This window comes from Streptomyces sp. NPDC057654, assembly GCF_042800135.1.
Lineage (GTDB): Bacteria > Actinomycetota > Actinomycetes > Streptomycetales > Streptomycetaceae > Streptomyces.
Window position 1 is genome coordinate 1 of sequence record NZ_JBHVHQ010000114.1, and the last position, 14,514, is coordinate 14,514.

At 72.2% G+C, this 14,514-nt stretch carries 15 protein-coding genes; 12 read left to right on the forward strand and 3 right to left on the reverse strand.

The features are described 5' to 3' along the window. Positions 1–132 precede the first annotated feature (132 nt). The 6 genes from ACFU99_RS12180 (at position 133) to ACFU99_RS12205 (ending at position 4,798) form a co-directional block, all read left to right on the forward strand. Entirely contained in the window at positions 133–630 is a 498-nt protein-coding gene (locus ACFU99_RS12180) for a PaaI family thioesterase (RefSeq protein ID WP_384389642.1), read from the forward strand. Positions 631–635: 5 nt separating this feature from the next. Beyond that, positions 636–884, forward strand: coding sequence for an acyl carrier protein (locus ACFU99_RS12185; RefSeq protein WP_384389644.1), 249 nt, complete (start codon positions 636–638; stop codon positions 882–884). Beyond that, positions 881–2,593, forward strand: a complete 1,713-nt coding sequence (locus ACFU99_RS12190) for an AMP-binding protein (RefSeq protein ID WP_384389647.1) — start codon at positions 881–883, stop codon at positions 2,591–2,593. Before ACFU99_RS12185 ends, ACFU99_RS12190 begins: the two co-directional genes overlap by 4 nt. A 4-nt stretch (positions 2,594–2,597) precedes the next feature. Continuing rightward, positions 2,598–3,125 (forward strand): DUF6125 family protein, encoded by a 528-nt coding sequence (locus tag ACFU99_RS12195; protein ID WP_384389650.1) that lies wholly within the window; start codon positions 2,598–2,600, stop codon positions 3,123–3,125. A gap of 102 nt (positions 3,126–3,227) precedes the next feature. Then, positions 3,228–4,478 carry a cytochrome P450 gene (locus ACFU99_RS12200; protein WP_384389653.1) on the forward strand — a complete coding sequence of 417 codons (1,251 nt, stop codon included), beginning with the start codon at positions 3,228–3,230 and terminating at the stop codon, positions 4,476–4,478. A gap of 191 nt (positions 4,479–4,669) precedes the next feature. Further along, entirely contained in the window at positions 4,670–4,798 is a 129-nt protein-coding gene (locus tag ACFU99_RS12205; protein WP_384389656.1) for a hypothetical protein, read from the forward strand. Positions 4,799–4,841: 43 nt separating this feature from the next. On the opposite strand, the gene ACFU99_RS12210 is transcribed toward ACFU99_RS12205, so the two are convergent. Then, a complete protein-coding gene (locus ACFU99_RS12210) occupies positions 4,842–5,558 on the reverse strand; it encodes a hypothetical protein (RefSeq protein WP_384389659.1) in 717 nt (238 codons plus the stop codon). 52 nt (positions 5,559–5,610) lie between these two features. Then, positions 5,611–6,909, reverse strand: coding sequence for a DUF418 domain-containing protein (locus ACFU99_RS12215; protein WP_384389662.1), 1,299 nt, complete (start codon positions 6,907–6,909; stop codon positions 5,611–5,613). A 132-nt stretch (positions 6,910–7,041) separates the two neighbouring features. Here ACFU99_RS12215 and ACFU99_RS12220 point away from each other — a divergent pair, with 132 nt between their 5' ends. The 6 genes from ACFU99_RS12220 (at position 7,042) to ACFU99_RS12245 (ending at position 13,561) form a co-directional block, all read left to right on the forward strand. Further along, entirely contained in the window at positions 7,042–7,671 is a 630-nt protein-coding gene (locus ACFU99_RS12220) for a GNAT family N-acetyltransferase (protein ID WP_384389664.1), read from the forward strand. Next, entirely contained in the window at positions 7,668–8,588 is a 921-nt protein-coding gene (locus ACFU99_RS12225; RefSeq protein WP_384389667.1) for a PaaX family transcriptional regulator C-terminal domain-containing protein, read from the forward strand. The genes ACFU99_RS12220 and ACFU99_RS12225 overlap by 4 nt, the downstream gene beginning before the upstream one ends. Before the next feature lie 101 nt (positions 8,589–8,689). Continuing rightward, positions 8,690–9,634 carry a TIGR03619 family F420-dependent LLM class oxidoreductase gene (locus ACFU99_RS12230; RefSeq protein WP_384389670.1) on the forward strand — a complete coding sequence of 315 codons (945 nt, stop codon included), beginning with the start codon at positions 8,690–8,692 and terminating at the stop codon, positions 9,632–9,634. Between the two features lie 182 nt (positions 9,635–9,816). Further along, entirely contained in the window at positions 9,817–11,517 is a 1,701-nt protein-coding gene (locus ACFU99_RS12235) for an amidohydrolase (protein ID WP_384389673.1), read from the forward strand. Then, on the forward strand, positions 11,504–11,878 hold the full coding sequence (locus tag ACFU99_RS12240; RefSeq protein ID WP_384389676.1) for a hypothetical protein: 375 nt from the start codon (positions 11,504–11,506) through the stop codon (positions 11,876–11,878). The genes ACFU99_RS12235 and ACFU99_RS12240 overlap by 14 nt, the downstream gene beginning before the upstream one ends. 156 nt (positions 11,879–12,034) lie before the next feature. Beyond that, on the forward strand, positions 12,035–13,561 hold the full coding sequence (locus ACFU99_RS12245) for a sodium:solute symporter (RefSeq protein ID WP_384389679.1): 1,527 nt from the start codon (positions 12,035–12,037) through the stop codon (positions 13,559–13,561). Positions 13,562–13,615: 54 nt separating this feature from the next. Here ACFU99_RS12245 and ACFU99_RS12250 read toward each other — a convergent pair whose 3' ends face one another. Then, positions 13,616–14,473: a fumarylacetoacetate hydrolase family protein gene (locus ACFU99_RS12250; protein ID WP_384389682.1), complete on the reverse strand. Its 858-nt coding sequence runs from the start codon at positions 14,471–14,473 to the stop codon at positions 13,616–13,618. Between the last annotated feature and the right edge of the window lie 41 nt (positions 14,474–14,514).

Here is a 14,514-nt window from a genome sequence, read left to right on the forward strand (position 1 = left end):
GGCTACGGCGCGCCGGGAAAGGTCCGACGGGGGAAATGAACAGCGGACATCAGCACGTTCCGAGCCGATTCTTCTCGTCGCTCCGCCATACGACCGAAGGAACGACCGAAGGAACCGACGAGAGGAGCCGGAATGCCCGAGTCCACGACAGGGGAAACAGAATCCAATTGCTTCGGGTGCGCCCCGCGCAATCCCATCGGACTGCACCTGGATTTCGAACGCCACGGTGACGTCTTCAGCACACGCGTCAAGCTCGGGACGGACTACGAATCGTTTCCCGGCGTCGTGCACGGCGGCATCGTCGCCTCGATCCTGGACGAGACGCTGGCCCAGGCGGTCTACCGCTCCGGCCGCGTCTCGGCCTTCACCACCGGGCTGCGCATCCGCTACGCGCGGCCGATGGAGACCGACACCGAACACACCGCCCACGCCGAGATCGTCAAGCGCGACGACATCTCGGTACGGGCCTCCGGCCGGGTCGAGACGGGCGACGGCGAGATCGTCGCCGTGGCCGACGGCACGTTCTATCTACTGACCGACGACGTGCTCGGGCAGAACTCCGAGCGCATACCAGCAGAACTCATCAAGGTGCTCCGCTCCGCCAACGGGCGAGCGCCACAGGGGGATTGATCATCATGGACGTCCGTACACGCGTCTGCGCCATCATCGGCGAGCAGTTGTCCGTACCGGCCGGCGAACTCACCCCGGACCGGCACTTCCGCTCCCTGCCGAACGTCGACTCGATGCGCATCCTCCAGATCATTCTGGAGACGGAGAAGGCCTTCGACATCGAGATCGACGACGACGCCACCTTCCGGCTCCAGACCATCGGCGAGTTCCACGACCTGGTCGAGCGGCTCTGCCGGGAAGGCGCCGCCACGTGACCATCACGGCGGCGCTGCGGGACGTGGCGGAGCGCGGCACCGGGCACGGCATCCGGCTGTTCCGCGGAGACGAGGAGCGCGACCGCGTCGGCTTCGACGAGCTGTACGCCGACGCGGGCCGGGTGGCGTGCGGGCTGCTGGAACGGGGGGTGCGGCCGGGCGAGCGGGTGGCCGTCGCGCTGCCCACCTCGCTCGACTTCGCCCGCGCGCTGTTCGGCGTGCTCGCGGCGGGAGCGGTGCCGGTCCCGGTGCCGCCCCCGGCCAGGTTCGCGTCACTGGAGATCCATATGCGGCGCATCGTCATCGCGATGCGCCAGTCGAAGGTCCGGTACGTGCTCACGGACGCCGCCCTGGGGAGCCTGCTGGGTCCGGTGCTGGGCGATGGCGGCGCTTCGGGGTCCGGCGAGTTCGACGTGCTGGACATCGCGGAAGTGCCGGCCGCCTCCCCCGTCCACGCCGACGTCGCCGCGGACGCCCCGGCGCTGGTCCAGTACACCTCGGGCACCAGCGAGGACCCCAAGGGCGTGGTCCTCAGCCACGCCAATCTGCTGGCGAACGTGGAGGCGATCACCAAGGGGATCGACCTCACCGACGCCGACGTGGGGTGCAGTTGGCTGCCGCTCTTCCACGACATGGGGCTGATCGGGACGCTGCTGTCGGCGGTGCTGGCGGGGGCCGAGACGCTCCTGATGCCGCCGGAGGACTTCCTGCGCGACCCCGGCCGGTGGCTGCGCGTCATCAGCCGCTACGGGGGGACGATCAGCGCCGCGCCCAACTCCGGCTATCTGCACGCCCTGCGCAAGGTCCCGGCCGAGGACGTGCGCGGACTCGATCTGTCCTCCTGGCGGCTGGCGCTCAACGGCGCGGAGCCGGTGGACGCCGAGCTGATGCGGCGGTTCTGCGCGCACTTCGCCCCGGCCGGTCTGCGGCCGACGGCGTTCCTGCCGGTCTACGGGCTGGCGGAGGGCTCGCTCGCGGTCACCATTCCGCCGCTCGACCGGGAGGTGCGGACCGTCTGGGTGCGGCGCGACATGCTCGGCGAGGGGATCGTGGAGTTCGGCGGCCGGGACAGCGGCCTGTGCCGGGAGATCGCCTCGGTGGGGGCGGCGGTCACGGGCACCAAGGTGCGGCTCGTGGGCGAGGGCGGCGGCGTGCTGCACTCGGACGCGGCGGTGGGCGAGATCCATATCCGCGGCGCGTCGGTGACGCGCGGCTACGAGGCCAATGAGCCGGCCACCCGCGCCACCGTCCACGACGGCGGCTGGGTGTCCACGGGCGATCTCGCCTTCCGCAAGGACGGCGAACTCTTCGTGGCCGGCCGCAAGAAGGAGATGATCATTGTCTTCGGGCAGAACTACTACGCCCACGACATCGAGTCCGTCGTCGGCCGGCTGCCGGGGGTGACGAACCACGGAGCGCTGGCGGCGGCCGTCCCGTTCGAGGACGGCGACGCTCTCGTCGTCATGGTGGAAACCAGGGAATCGGAGGCCTACGCTCGGTCCGAACTCGTCGCGCGCGTACGGTACGCCGTCTCCAGCGAACTGGGGATCACCCCTCGGGAAGTCGTCCTCGTGCAGAAGGGCCGACTGCCGCGCACGTCGAGCGGAAAGCTGCTGCGGCACGGAGCTCAGGCCGTCTACCAGCAGTGGGCCCCGGCCTCTCCGGGCTCGGAGCCGATCGTCACCACCGACCGAGTCAGCTTGGAGTAGGACGATGACCGCAGCCCCCAAGGACCCGGCCGCCCTGACCGCCACGGAGCGCGAAGAGCTCCTGCGCCGGTCGTGGATGGCCACCGACGGCCTCTGGTACTACCAGACCGCGCAGGCCGCCGGCATCGACGGCGCCAACGCGGCCAATATCCAGGTGGTGCGCGAGTTCGGCCGCCAGGAGATGCGGCGGCTGATGCGCAGCCTCGGCATCGAGAAGGTCGAGAGCGTCGAGCAGTACCGGACGCTCTTCGGCGCGGCCGTCGATCTCTACCTCGGTTCGCTGTTCGAGGCGGAGGAGTCCGTGGAGGGGGACGTGCACACCATGGACGTACGGGTGTGCTTCGCCTACAAGGGCGTCAAGAAGGCCGGCATCGACAAGGTCTACCACTGCGGTCCCGGTGAGCGGCTCACCGGCTGGCTTCAGGCCATGGAGATGCCGACCGCGCTCGAACCGGCCGTGGGCCTGTGCCAGATGGCCCACACCGGCAGTTGTTCGTACCGCCTCAAGGTGGTTCCGCCGTCCGGAGACTGACGCCCCTCCGCGGGCGCGCCGCGTCTTCCTCCGGAGCGAGCGGATCACGCGCGTCCCCGGGCGGGGCTCCCGCCCGGGGCATCGCTCCAATTGGGAGAACTCATGGATGACAATCGGTACGCGACCGTCCCGCGCGTCCCCGTACGCCTCTCGCCGGAGGGCGTCGACCAGCACGGGGAGAACGCGCGGCTGAGGGCGCTCGGGGCCGCGGTGGAGGTGGAGCTGCCGGACGGCGTCACGGCGTGGGCGGTCACCCGCCACGAGGAGCTCCAGCGGCTGCTGGGCGATCCGCGCGTCGTCAAGGATCTGGGCCAGTGGGGCGCGTGGCAGCGGGGCGAGGTGCCCGAGAGCTGGCCGATGCTGAGTTTCGTGTCGGTCCGGGCGATGACGGCGACCGACGGCGCGGCCCACCGCCGGCTGCGGGGGCTGGTGGCCCAGGGGTTCACGGCCCGCCGCATCGAGTCGCTGCGGCCGCGCGCCGTCCGTATCGTCGCGGATCTGCTGGACGGGCTGGCGTCGGACGCGCCCGGCCCGGTCGATCTGCGGGAACGCTTCTGCTATCCGCTGCCGATCATGGTGATCTGCGAACTGCTCGGCATCCCCGAGGAGCGCCGCGAGGAGCTCCACGCGCTGTCCGCCGTCATGACCGACACCACCATGGACCGCGCGAAGGTTCTCGCGATCCAGCGCTCGATGTACGAGGGGCTCGGCGCCCTGATCGCCGCCAAGCGCGAGAAGCCGGGCGACGACCTGACGAGCGATCTGATCGCCGCCCGCGAGGCGGGCGACCGGCTGACCGAGGAGGAACTGATCGGCACGCTGCTGCTGATGTTCGTGGCGGGCCACAACACCACGCTCAACCTCCTCACCAATGCCGTACGGGCGCTGCTGACCCATCCGGACCAGCTGGCCCTGGCCCGGAGCGGGGCGCGGCCGTGGAGCGCGGTGACCGAGGAGACCCTCCGCTGGGACGCGCCGGTCGGCCGGTTCCCGCTGCGTTTCGCGGTGGAGGACATCGAGATCGGAGGTGACGGCGGCGGCGCGGTGATCCGCAAGGGCGACGCCATCCTCGCCGTGTACGGGGCGACCGGGCGCGACGAGCTGCTGCACGGCCCGGACGCCGAGCGCTTCGACATCGGCCGCGAGTCCTCCCGGCACCTGGCCTTCGGGCACGGCCCGCACTTCTGCCTGGGCGCGTCGCTGGGCCGTCTGGAGGCCGAGGTAGCCCTGCCCGCCCTCTTCGACCGCTTCCCCGGCCTCGCGCTCGCGGTCCCGGCCGAGGAGCTCGTACCGCTCCCGTCCATCGTCAGCAACAGCCCGCGCTCCCTGCCGGTGCTGCTCACGCGGGACTGAGAGCCCGCGTCGTCCCCCGGCCGTACGCGCTCCCAGCCGTGACGCCTCGTCAGGGATCGGCCCGAACGGACGGCCCGCCTCCGCTCCCGGGGACGGCCGGGGTCAGGGCTCGCCCCGTACGTCCGCGCCCAGCCGTACGAGGTCGGCGGCCAAGTCCTCATAGCCGCGCGCGAGATGGGCGGCCGACGCTGGTGCGCCGGCTCGACGAGCGGACGGTCGCGCTGTTCGGCGGAAAGATCGCCACGTGCGTGGCGGCGGCCCGCCAGACGGCCGGGCTGCTGCGGGAGGACAGCCGCCAGCCGCTGGGGCAAGCACGCTGAACCGCCTTTCGAGCAGGGCCCGTTCACGACCATCAGCACGCCGTCAGGACCCCGTCCGCTGCTGGACGCCGCGCCACCACTGCCGGTCGTCCGTGTCGCGTACGACCAGGCCGAGCTTGGCCAGTTCCTTCCGGAGTTCCGCGATGTTCTTCTCGTCCTCCTTCTCCAGGGCCGTAGCCCGCGCCTTGAACAGCGCGTTCGCGCCGGGCGGCAGGTTCGGCATGTCCTCGACCCACCGCTTGTACGCGTCCCGGTAGGGGTCCCCGCCGGGCAGCCACGGATAGCCGTGCGCCTGGAAGCCCTCCGCGAGCTGCGCGATCGTCGGCAGGTCCGCGCCCTCGTTCTTGCTCTCCACGGCCAGCTCCTCGCCGCGCCCGCCGAGCACCACCAGCCGCTTGCCGTCGGCGAACACCGCACTGACGGCGGTCCGGGGAACGGTCTGACGGGAATCGCCGCGGGCCAGCTTGACCTGGTCGTTCTCGATCGTGACGGTCACATAGCCGTACTCGGCCAGGAACACGATGACGCCGCCGACCACCGCGCCGATCGCCAGGCTCACCAGGGTGGCCGCCGGTTCGGGCGCGCCGTTGATGATCTTTACCGGGCCCTCCCACGGGACCCACGGCCAGGAGGCCGACCAGTTGGCCAGGAGCTTCAGCAGCCAGCCGGCCAGCGCCCCCAGGGCGGGGAACCCCACGGCCACTATGACGCGGTTCGACGTCTTCTGCCGGACCACGGTCTTGAACTTGTTCGCGGACATATCGATGCGCCTTTCCTCAAGGATCGGGTCGGGATGGAGCTACGTGCGTGGGTTACGGGCGGGGCGACGGGCGCGGGCGCCACGGCGGCGCCGACAGCGTGGTCCAGGCGCGCAGCAGCCACTCCAGCGGCCCGTAGGCGTGGCGCCGCAGCCACCACCCGCTGGCCGCCGCCTGCGCCGCGAACAGGGCCAGGGCGATCGCCACGACGCCGACGGGCGGGACGCGGCCGACGAGGGCGGCCCCGACGCCCGTGAACAGCAGGACGCCGGCCAGGGACTGGCCGAGGTAGTTGGTGAGCGACATCCGGCCCGCCGGCGCGAGCGCGGCGACCACCGCCCGGCCGCGCCGGCCGTGTACGAGCCGGAGCACCGTCGCCGCGTAGGCGGCGGCGAGCAGCGGCGCGGTGACCACGTCGAGGCCGAGGGCGCCCACCTGGTAGGCGGGGTGGTTCAGGCTCACGGTCGCGTACACGACGCCGCCCAGCAGCCCGACCGTGAAACCGGTCCACTGGAGCCGCCGCAGGAATCGCTGGTGCGCGCCGGTGTCCGCGAGGGCCCGGCGGCGTCCGGCCGCCAGCCCCAGCAGGAAGGCGGCGAGCGCGGACGGGGCCTGGAAGAAGACCAGCAGGAGGGCCATGTCCGGCAGCTGGTCGAGGTGGGCGCCGATGACCGGGGCCGGTCCGCCGCGCAGCGCCTCGGTCGCCTCGGCGGCGGCGGTCGCCGTGGACGGCGGGACCACGCCGTCCGCGCCCGACTGCCAGGCGGCGAGCGCGAGGAGTGCGTACGCGACGGCAGTCACGACGAGGAGCGCCGCCGCGATGCGTACGGCGGTGCGGGGCGGGACGCGGCGCAGGGCGAGCAGGACCAGTCCGAGCACGGCGTAGAGGGTGAGGATGTCGCCGGGGAAGAGGATGACGGCGTGCACGGCGCCGATGACGAACAGCCCGGCCAGGCGGCGCAGGAAGCGCGGCGCGAAGCGGTCGCCGCGCCGCTCGGCCGAGTCGATCTGCAACGTGAAGCTGTAGCCGAACAAGAACGAGAAGAGCAGGAAGAACTTCGCCTCGAAGAGCACCGCCACCACCCAGCGGACGGCCTCGCTCAGCGGTCCGCCGAGGCCGGGGTCCTCCAGGCCGGTGCCGTGGTAGGCGGAGGCCATGTAGGTGATGTTGACCATGAGGATGCCGAACAGCGCGAAGCCGCGGAGCGCGTCCACCTGCGCCAGCCGGGCCCCGCCGGTCCGCCTCCGCGCCCCTGCCGCCTGATCCGACGCCGGTTCCGACGCCCGTCCTGACGCCGGTCCCGACACCGGGGGCGGTGGTGCATGACTGGCCGCGTACGGTCGGTCACTCATGATGACTCCTCTAAACTATCGATCTACAAACGATCGTTTTCCATACGAGCGTACTATGTTCGTCGGTGGAGGTCGATCCGACGGCCCACGGCGGCCTTCGAAGAGAGGCCCGCGACGAGAGGAAGCAGCGCGATGAGCGACAACGGCACCCCCCGACCGCACCGGGGAATCCCCGAGGGCGCCGAGCGGCAGGTGGCCGCCCTGTACTGGGAGGCGTTCGGCCGCAAGCTCGGCAGCGCGCTCGGCCCGCCCGCCAAGGGCCGGGCCTTTCTCGCCGCCCATCTGCACCGGGACCGCGGCATCACGGCGCTCGACGACGCGGGCCGGGTGGTCGGCGTCGCCGGTTACCACCTCGCGGGCCGCGCCCTGATGGGCGGCTCGGCCCGCGACGTGCTGTCCCTGTACGGCCCGCTGCGCGGCGTCCCCCGGCTGGCCCTCCTCGGCCTGCTCGCCCGACGGCCCGCCGAGGGCGAGCTCGTGATGGACGGGATCTGCGTGGCGGCGGCGCACCGCGGCGCGGGAATCGGGAGCCTGCTGCTGCGCGAGATCGCCGCCGTGGCCGCCGAGAACTCCTGCTCCCGCGTCCGGCTCGACGTCATCGACGTCAACCCGCGCGCCAAGGCCCTGTACGAGCGCCACGGGTTCCGCGTCACGCGCACCCAGCACACCCCGTTCCTGCGGACGTTGATGGGATTCGGCGCCGCCGACACGATGCACCGCCCCGTCACCCCCGACGACCTGGGCGGGGGAAGCCCCCGATGACTCCCGCGCCGCCGGGCCGCGCACACCGTCCGGAGGTGCCCACGCGACTGCTCGTGCACGCTCTGGTCCGCGAGGACGGGACCGTGGACGCCGGTGAGCTCTACGCCGTCGCCGGGCTCCTCGGCATGACGGACCAGCAGGTCCGTATGCGCGTCAACCGCCTTGTCGCGGAAGGGGTGTTCACCCGCGCGGGGCGGGGCCGCAGAGCCGTGCTACAGGCCGTGGCGGATGCCGCGACCGGCGCGGTGGCCCCCGACGCCGACCATGTCCGCCACGCCCACCGGCAGGACCAGGGGCTCGCGCCCTGGGACGGCGTATGGCGGCTGTTCGCCTTCGCCATACCGGAGGCGCGCCGCCCCGCCCGCGACGCCCTGCGGGAATCGCTGCTGCATCTGGGCGCCGCGCCCGTCCAGGGCGGTCTGTACGTCGCCGCCAACCCCGTCGCCCCCCTGGTCGAGGCCCAGGCCCGCCACCTCGGCGTACTCGGCTCCGTCGCCTTCCTCACCAGCACCGACCTGCGTCTCGGGGACATCCGCGAACCTCGCCGACTGGCCGCTGCCATATGGCCGTTGGAGGAGACAGCCGCCCGGTACGGCCATCTCGCCGCCTCCGCCGCGGACTGCGCCGACCGGCTGGCCCGCGACGCGGAGCCGTCCGGCATGGAGCAACTGGCCCTGGCGGTGGGGCTGGCCGCCGAGTTCAGCCGCGCCGTGTCCCCCGATCCGCTGCTGCCGCCGGAGCTGCTCCCCCGCCCCTGGCCCGGCGCCGACGCCCGCCGGCTGGCCCGGCGGTGCTGGGCCGCCCTGCGCGCACTCCCCGCCACCGGGGACGCCTCCGGGTCGCTGCCCCGGCTGTTCCGCCTCTACGGCGACACGATCACCTCGCCCGGCGGGCCCGCACCGGCCTGCCCTCCCTGACCGGGACGTGACCGGAATTCGGCGCGGCTCTTGAGGACGGTGCCGGACCGGCCTACCGTTTGAGGCCAAACAATGAGCCTCGATCGCAGCCGGGAGCCCGGATGACCAAGCCCCACCCCCGCATGACGCTCGTACTGACCGAGAACTGGACGATGACCGGGGGCCGTTGCGATACGGACGCCCTGGTGCGCTGGGCCCGCGAAGCGGAGGATGCCGGGTTCGACTCGGTCATGCTCAGCGAGCACATCGTGCTCGGGCCGGACGCGTGCGCGAAGGGGCCGATGCCCAACCCGCGCGAGTACGCCCTGCCGGGCAATCAGGCCCCGGACACCCCGTGGCCCAGCTCCGTCGTACTGCTCGCCGCCATGGCCGCCGTCACCGAGCGGATCCGGCTCGCCGCCGCGGCCGTGCTCGCGCCGCTGCGCCACCCGCTGCTGCTGGCCAAGGAGCTGGCCACGCTCGACCTGCTGAGCAAGGGGCGGCTCGTCGTGCTGCCGACGGTGAGCTGGAGCGAGGACGAGTACGCGGCGCTACAGGTCCCCTTCGCCCGGCGCGGGAAGCTGCTCGACGAGCACCTCGCCGCGTGGAAACTGCTCTGGGAGCCCGGCCCCGCCACGTTCGAGGGCGAGCACTACCGCTTCCACGACGCCTACCTGGAGCCCAAGCCGTACCGGCCGGGCGGCCCCGAGCTGTGGTTCGGCGGCTCGACGCTGCACTCCGCGGTTCTGCGGCGGCTCGTGGCGTACGGGCACGGCTTCAACCCGCTGGGCCGCCCCGCGCCCGGCGAGCTGGAGAAGCTGCGCGCGGCGATGACGGAGGCCGGGCGCGACCTGTCGGAGCTGGAGATGATCGGCGGCACGCGCGCCGTCTTCCCCGACGACACGTCGGTGGCCGGTCTCGACCGGGCGCTGGAGGCCGTGCCGGAGCAGATGGAGCAGGGCTTCACGACGTTCTGCATCAAGCCGTCGCAGTTCACGGACGATCCGGACGGGGTCGGGGACTTCTGCCGCGACGTGATGCGGCGGGTGGAGCGCCTCGCCGGGTGACGCGGCAGCGGTACGTACGGGCAGGGCGGGGCCGCACGCAGGCGTGGCAGGGCCGCGTACGGGCGGGACTCGGCGGCGCGCGGCCCGTTCCGGGGGCGGTCGGGAATTCGTGCAGGACCCTTGCGCCGGGGACAGCCACCGGGCATATGTTTGGGTCCAAACGAACTGGAGGGAGGTCACCCATGCCCCAACCTGCCGACCTCGTGCTGGTCAACGGCACCGTCCTGACCGTTGACGCCGCGTTCCGCGCCACGCAGGCCATCGCCGTGCGCGACGGCCTGATCGCGGCGACCGGGAGCGACGACGAGATCCGCACGCTCGTCGGGCCCGGCACCGAGGTCATCGACCTCGAAGGGCGTACCGCGCTCCCCGGCATCAACGACTCGCATCTGCACGCCGCCGCCTTCGGCGCCACCCGCCCGCCGCTCGCCCTCGACGTGGCCTCGCCCACCGTGTCCTCGATCGCCGACGTCCGCGAGGCCGTACGCCGCAAGGCCGCCCAACTCCCCTTCGGGGACTGGATATTCGGCAACGGCTGGGACGTCGGCTACCTCAAGGAGTGTCTGACCGAGCCGGGCCGCACCCCGCGCCGCCAGGACCTGGACGAGGTGTCACGCGACCACCCGGTGCTCCTCTACGAGTTCTCCGGCCACACCGCCTGGCTCAACTCCCGTGCCCTGGAGGCCGCGGGCATCACCGGCGCCACTCAGCCGCCGCCCGGCGGCATCATCGAGACCGACGCCGACGGCGTCCCCACCGGCCTCCTGCGCGAGGGCGCGCTGGACCTGGTGAACTCCGCGGTCCCGCTGATGGACGACGCCGCCCGCGAGGCCGCCATCCGCTCCGCCGTCGCCGTCTGCCACGCCGAGGGCATCACCAGCTTCACCGAGCCGGGCCTCGGCCCCGGCGGCACCTCGCTCTTCCTCGGCGTCGCCGACACCGAGACGCTCCAGATGTACGCGCGCCTGGAGGCGGCCGGCGAACTCCGGGCGCGCGTCAGCGTGCTGCTGCTCCCCCTGGAGATGGGCGGCGCGGCCCGGCACCTTCCCGAGCGGATGGCCCGGCTCGAAGGGCTGTGCGCGGAGGCCGATCCGCGGCGGCTGCGCGTCCTCGGCGTCAAACTGTTCGCCGACGGCATCCCGCCGAGCCGCACCGCCTGGATGCACGAGGAGTACGTGGGCGGCGGGTACGGCAGCCTCTGTCTGCACGGACACACCCACACGCAGCGCATCGAGGAGCTGGACGCCATCGTGCGGTACGCGCACACGGCCGGCCACCAGCTCGGCGTGCACATCACCGGGGACCACGGCATCGACGCCGTCGTCGACGCCTTCGAGGCGGCGCACAACGGCACTCCGCGCCCCGACGCGCGCCACTACGTCATCCACGGCGACTTCGCCTCCGCCCGCTCCCTCGCCACGCTCTCCCGGCACGGCTGGGGCATCAACATGAACCCCGGCGTCAAGGACGCCATCGCCGACCTGATGGACGGGATCGTGGGGCCCGAGCGCTCCGCGTACCAGTGGCCCGTACGCAGCGCCTCCGAGGCCGGCATCCCGGTCACCGCCAGCTCGGACGCGCCCATCACCTACCCGGACTGGCGGCGCGGCGTGGCGTCGATGATGCTGCGGGAGTCGAAGGCCAGCGGCCGGCGCAGCGGCCCCGAGCAGTGCGTCGGCCTGGAGACCGCGATCCGCGCGTACACCTCGAACGCCGCGTGGCAGGACTTCGCGGAGGACTGGAAGGGGACGCTGGAGGCGGGCAAGGCGGCCGACATCTGCGTGGTGGACGGCGATCTCGCGCACGCGGACCCGCACGACATCGCGGCGATGCCGGTGGCGATGACGGTCTTCGACGGGGAGATCGTCCATGATGCCCGCTGACATGGCGCCCGACGGCGTGGCACCCGGCGGCATGGCTCCCGACGGCGCGTCTCCCGGCGATGCGGCCCCCGGCGCGCAGCCGCCGCAGCCGGAGCCCTTCCAGAGCGGCCCGCTCGCGCGGCGGTTCGCCCGCTGGGCCGTCGCCCTCTCCCCGCGGCGGAAGTGGGCGGTCTTCGGCTCCTGGTTCGCCCTCGACGGCCTGGTGGCATTGGTGCCGCCCGTGTACTGGGCCGCGGGCGACCCCGCGTTCCAGAGCGGAATCCCGCTGTCCTTCTGGTACTTCATCGCCATCGGCGCGCACGTATCGGCCGGCGTCGTCGCCCTGTACTGCGTCGAAGCGGCCCGCGGCGAGATCGACTGACCACGGCGCCGACGGCCACCGCGTCGATCCCCACCTCGATCATCACCACGTAGATCACCACGTCGGCTCTCACGTCGGCCCTCACGACGAAACGGTGCCGTCCGCGGACGCGCCGTCGACCGACACCTCCTCGGACCTGAGAGGGGTTCGCCCCCAGTGAATGTGTTCCTCGGCTACAGCATGGTGGTGCTCTTCTTCGCCGGAGTGCTGCTCACGCTGTACATGCACCGCCGGCGCGACGCCGACTTCACCGACTACGCCGTGGGCGGGCGCAGCTTCGGCAGCGGCTACCAGACCATGTCGGTCCTCAACACCTGGTTCCCCGGCTCGGTCTTCATCGCCGACTCCGGGCTCGCGGCGCGCAGCGGCGTGATCGGCTTCCATCTGCTGGTCTACGGGCTGTTCGCCTATCTCCTGATGTATCTGATGTCCCGGCGGGTGTGGATGTGGGGCGAGACGAACGGGCTGCGCACCCAGTCCGACCTGTTCGGGCTGCGCTACGGCGGAACGGCCTCGCGCACCGTGCCCGCGCTCATCCAGGTGCTGGTCAACTTCCCGATGACCGTGCTCGGGATGCAGGCGATGGGCCTGATCTTCTTCTACATCTCGTTCGGGCACCTCAGCTATTCGCAGTCGGTGCTCGCGGGCGTGCTGGTCCTCGTGGCGCGCCAGTTCTGGACGGTGCGCATGGGCATGCGCGGCGTGGTCGTCACGGACTTCTACCAGGGCATCATCGCGTACGTCTTCGGTTCGGCCCTGCTGGTGGGGCTCATCGTCTATCTGGTGGTCAACGGCCACGGGTTCGCCGCGCTGCCCGTGGAGCGGCTGTCGCTGCCCGTGGACGGCGGCGGCACGGGCGGGCTCTACCTCTTCGCGCTGACCTTCACCGGCGCGGTCGGCGGCTGGTGCCTGTCGGGGATGTTCGTCCGGCTGTTCACGGCGGACGGGGTGCGGAGCGTCAAGCGGTCCGCGGTGTTCGTCATGCCGGCCTCGCTGATCTTCGCGGGACTGCTGCTGACCGCCGCCCTGCTGTCCGGGACGCTGCCCGGCGTCTCCGACGACCCCGACCGCGCCCTGTTCACGCTGGCCCAGCACATCGGCGGGCCGTGGATCATCATCGCGATCGCCCTGTGCGTCCTGGCCGCGCAGATCGGCATGGCCGACGGGGTGCTCCAGTCCGTGGGGACGCTGATCGCCAACGACCTGGTGGCGGTGTACCGCCCGATGAACGACAAGGGGCGGCTGCTGGCGGCCAAGATATCCATCGCCGTCTACACGGTGGCGTCCGCGCTGGTCGCCAACATCGGGCTCAGCAACCTCATCACGCTGTCGATCATGGCGTACCAGGGGGTGGTGCAGCTCGCCGTGCCGCAGTTCCTGGGCCTCTTCTGGAAGCGCGGCAACCGGATCGGCGCGGTCGCGGGGACCGTCGTCGGCTTCTGCACCGCGGCCGGGCTCTCGGCGGTCTACCCCACGTCCATCCCGTGGCTGGACGGCCTCACCTCGGGGGTCGTGGGCATGGCCCTGAACCTGGCGATCTACGTCGGCTGCGCGTACCTCTTCCCGCAGAGCGCGGCGGAGGGAAAGCGGATCTCGGAGCTGTTCGCCGCCACATCCGTCGCCACGGCGCCGGCCGTGTCCGGCGAGGCCGCGACCGCGCCGCCGGGACCGGCTCGGGCCTGAACCACGGGTACGCCCCCTCCGCGTGACCGGAGGGGGCGTACCGGCGCAATACGCTCAGGAGCGGCGGGGCGGGCGGATGCCGCGGAACTCCCAGTCGCCGCCGAAGGCCGTGGACAGCACCTCCTCCGAGGCGGTCGGCTGCGCCCCGCAGTCGTCGCGTACGGGCACGGGGCCCGTCACGATGCGGTTGGTCAGCCGTCCCAGGCCCTCCGCCTCGACCTCCACGACGTCGCCGGGCTCCACGGGGCGCGAGCCCGCGGGCGTACCCGTGAGGAGGACGTCGCCGGGCACGAGGGTGATGGTCCGGGCGATGTCGGCGACAAGATAGTGCATGTCCCAGGTCATCTCGTCGGTCGAGCCGTCCTGCACCAGCTTCCCGTTGACGTAGGTGCGCAGGTATTTGCCGTGGAAGTCCCACCCCGTCACCAGTCCGGGGCCGAGCGGGCAGAGCGTGTCGGAGCCCTTGACCCGCAGCATGGAACCGGCGTCCGTGTCGCGGAAGTCGTGCAGGCCGTAGTCGTTGGCGACGGTGTACCCGGCGATGTACTCCCCCGCGTCGCGCGGCGCGACATTGCGGCACACGCGGCCGATGACGAGCGCGATCTCGCCCTCGTAGTTGAGGTACCGGCAGCCCTCGGGGCGCACGACCGCGCCGCCATGCGCGTTGAGGGCGGAGACGGGCTTGTGGAAGTACGTGGGGGCGGGCGGCAGCGAGACCTGGAACTCCTCCACCCGGCTGCGGTGGTTGAGGTGCACCGCGATCACCTTCGACGGCTGTACGGGCGGCAGGTGGTGCGCGTCGGCGGCCCGCACGCGGCGGCCGTCGCCCGCCACGAGCTCGTCGCCTTCCTTGACGGCCTGCACGGCGGCGCCGTCCAGCAGGATGCGGCGGTATTCACGGGTGTCGCTCATTTCGGTGGGTCCTCCTCGGGGTTGCGAAACAGGTCGAAGGG

Coding starts and splice junctions, on each gene's coding strand:
- ACFU99_RS12180 (WP_384389642.1), top strand. CDS start 133: ATGCCCGAGTCCACGACAGGGGAAACAGAATCCAATTGCTTCGGGTGC.
- ACFU99_RS12185 (WP_384389644.1), top strand. CDS start 636: ATGGACGTCCGTACACGCGTCTGCGCCATCATCGGCGAGCAGTTGTCC.
- ACFU99_RS12195 (WP_384389650.1), top strand. CDS start 2,598: ATGACCGCAGCCCCCAAGGACCCGGCCGCCCTGACCGCCACGGAGCGC.
- ACFU99_RS12200 (WP_384389653.1), top strand. CDS start 3,228: ATGGATGACAATCGGTACGCGACCGTCCCGCGCGTCCCCGTACGCCTC.
- ACFU99_RS12210 (WP_384389659.1), bottom strand. CDS start 5,558: ATGTCCGCGAACAAGTTCAAGACCGTGGTCCGGCAGAAGACGTCGAAC.
- ACFU99_RS12215 (WP_384389662.1), bottom strand. CDS start 6,909: ATGAGTGACCGACCGTACGCGGCCAGTCATGCACCACCGCCCCCGGTG.
- ACFU99_RS12220 (WP_384389664.1), top strand. CDS start 7,042: ATGAGCGACAACGGCACCCCCCGACCGCACCGGGGAATCCCCGAGGGC.
- ACFU99_RS12225 (WP_384389667.1), top strand. CDS start 7,668: ATGACTCCCGCGCCGCCGGGCCGCGCACACCGTCCGGAGGTGCCCACG.
- ACFU99_RS12230 (WP_384389670.1), top strand. CDS start 8,690: ATGACCAAGCCCCACCCCCGCATGACGCTCGTACTGACCGAGAACTGG.
- ACFU99_RS12235 (WP_384389673.1), top strand. CDS start 9,817: ATGCCCCAACCTGCCGACCTCGTGCTGGTCAACGGCACCGTCCTGACC.
- ACFU99_RS12240 (WP_384389676.1), top strand. CDS start 11,504: ATGATGCCCGCTGACATGGCGCCCGACGGCGTGGCACCCGGCGGCATG.
- ACFU99_RS12250 (WP_384389682.1), bottom strand. CDS start 14,473: ATGAGCGACACCCGTGAATACCGCCGCATCCTGCTGGACGGCGCCGCC.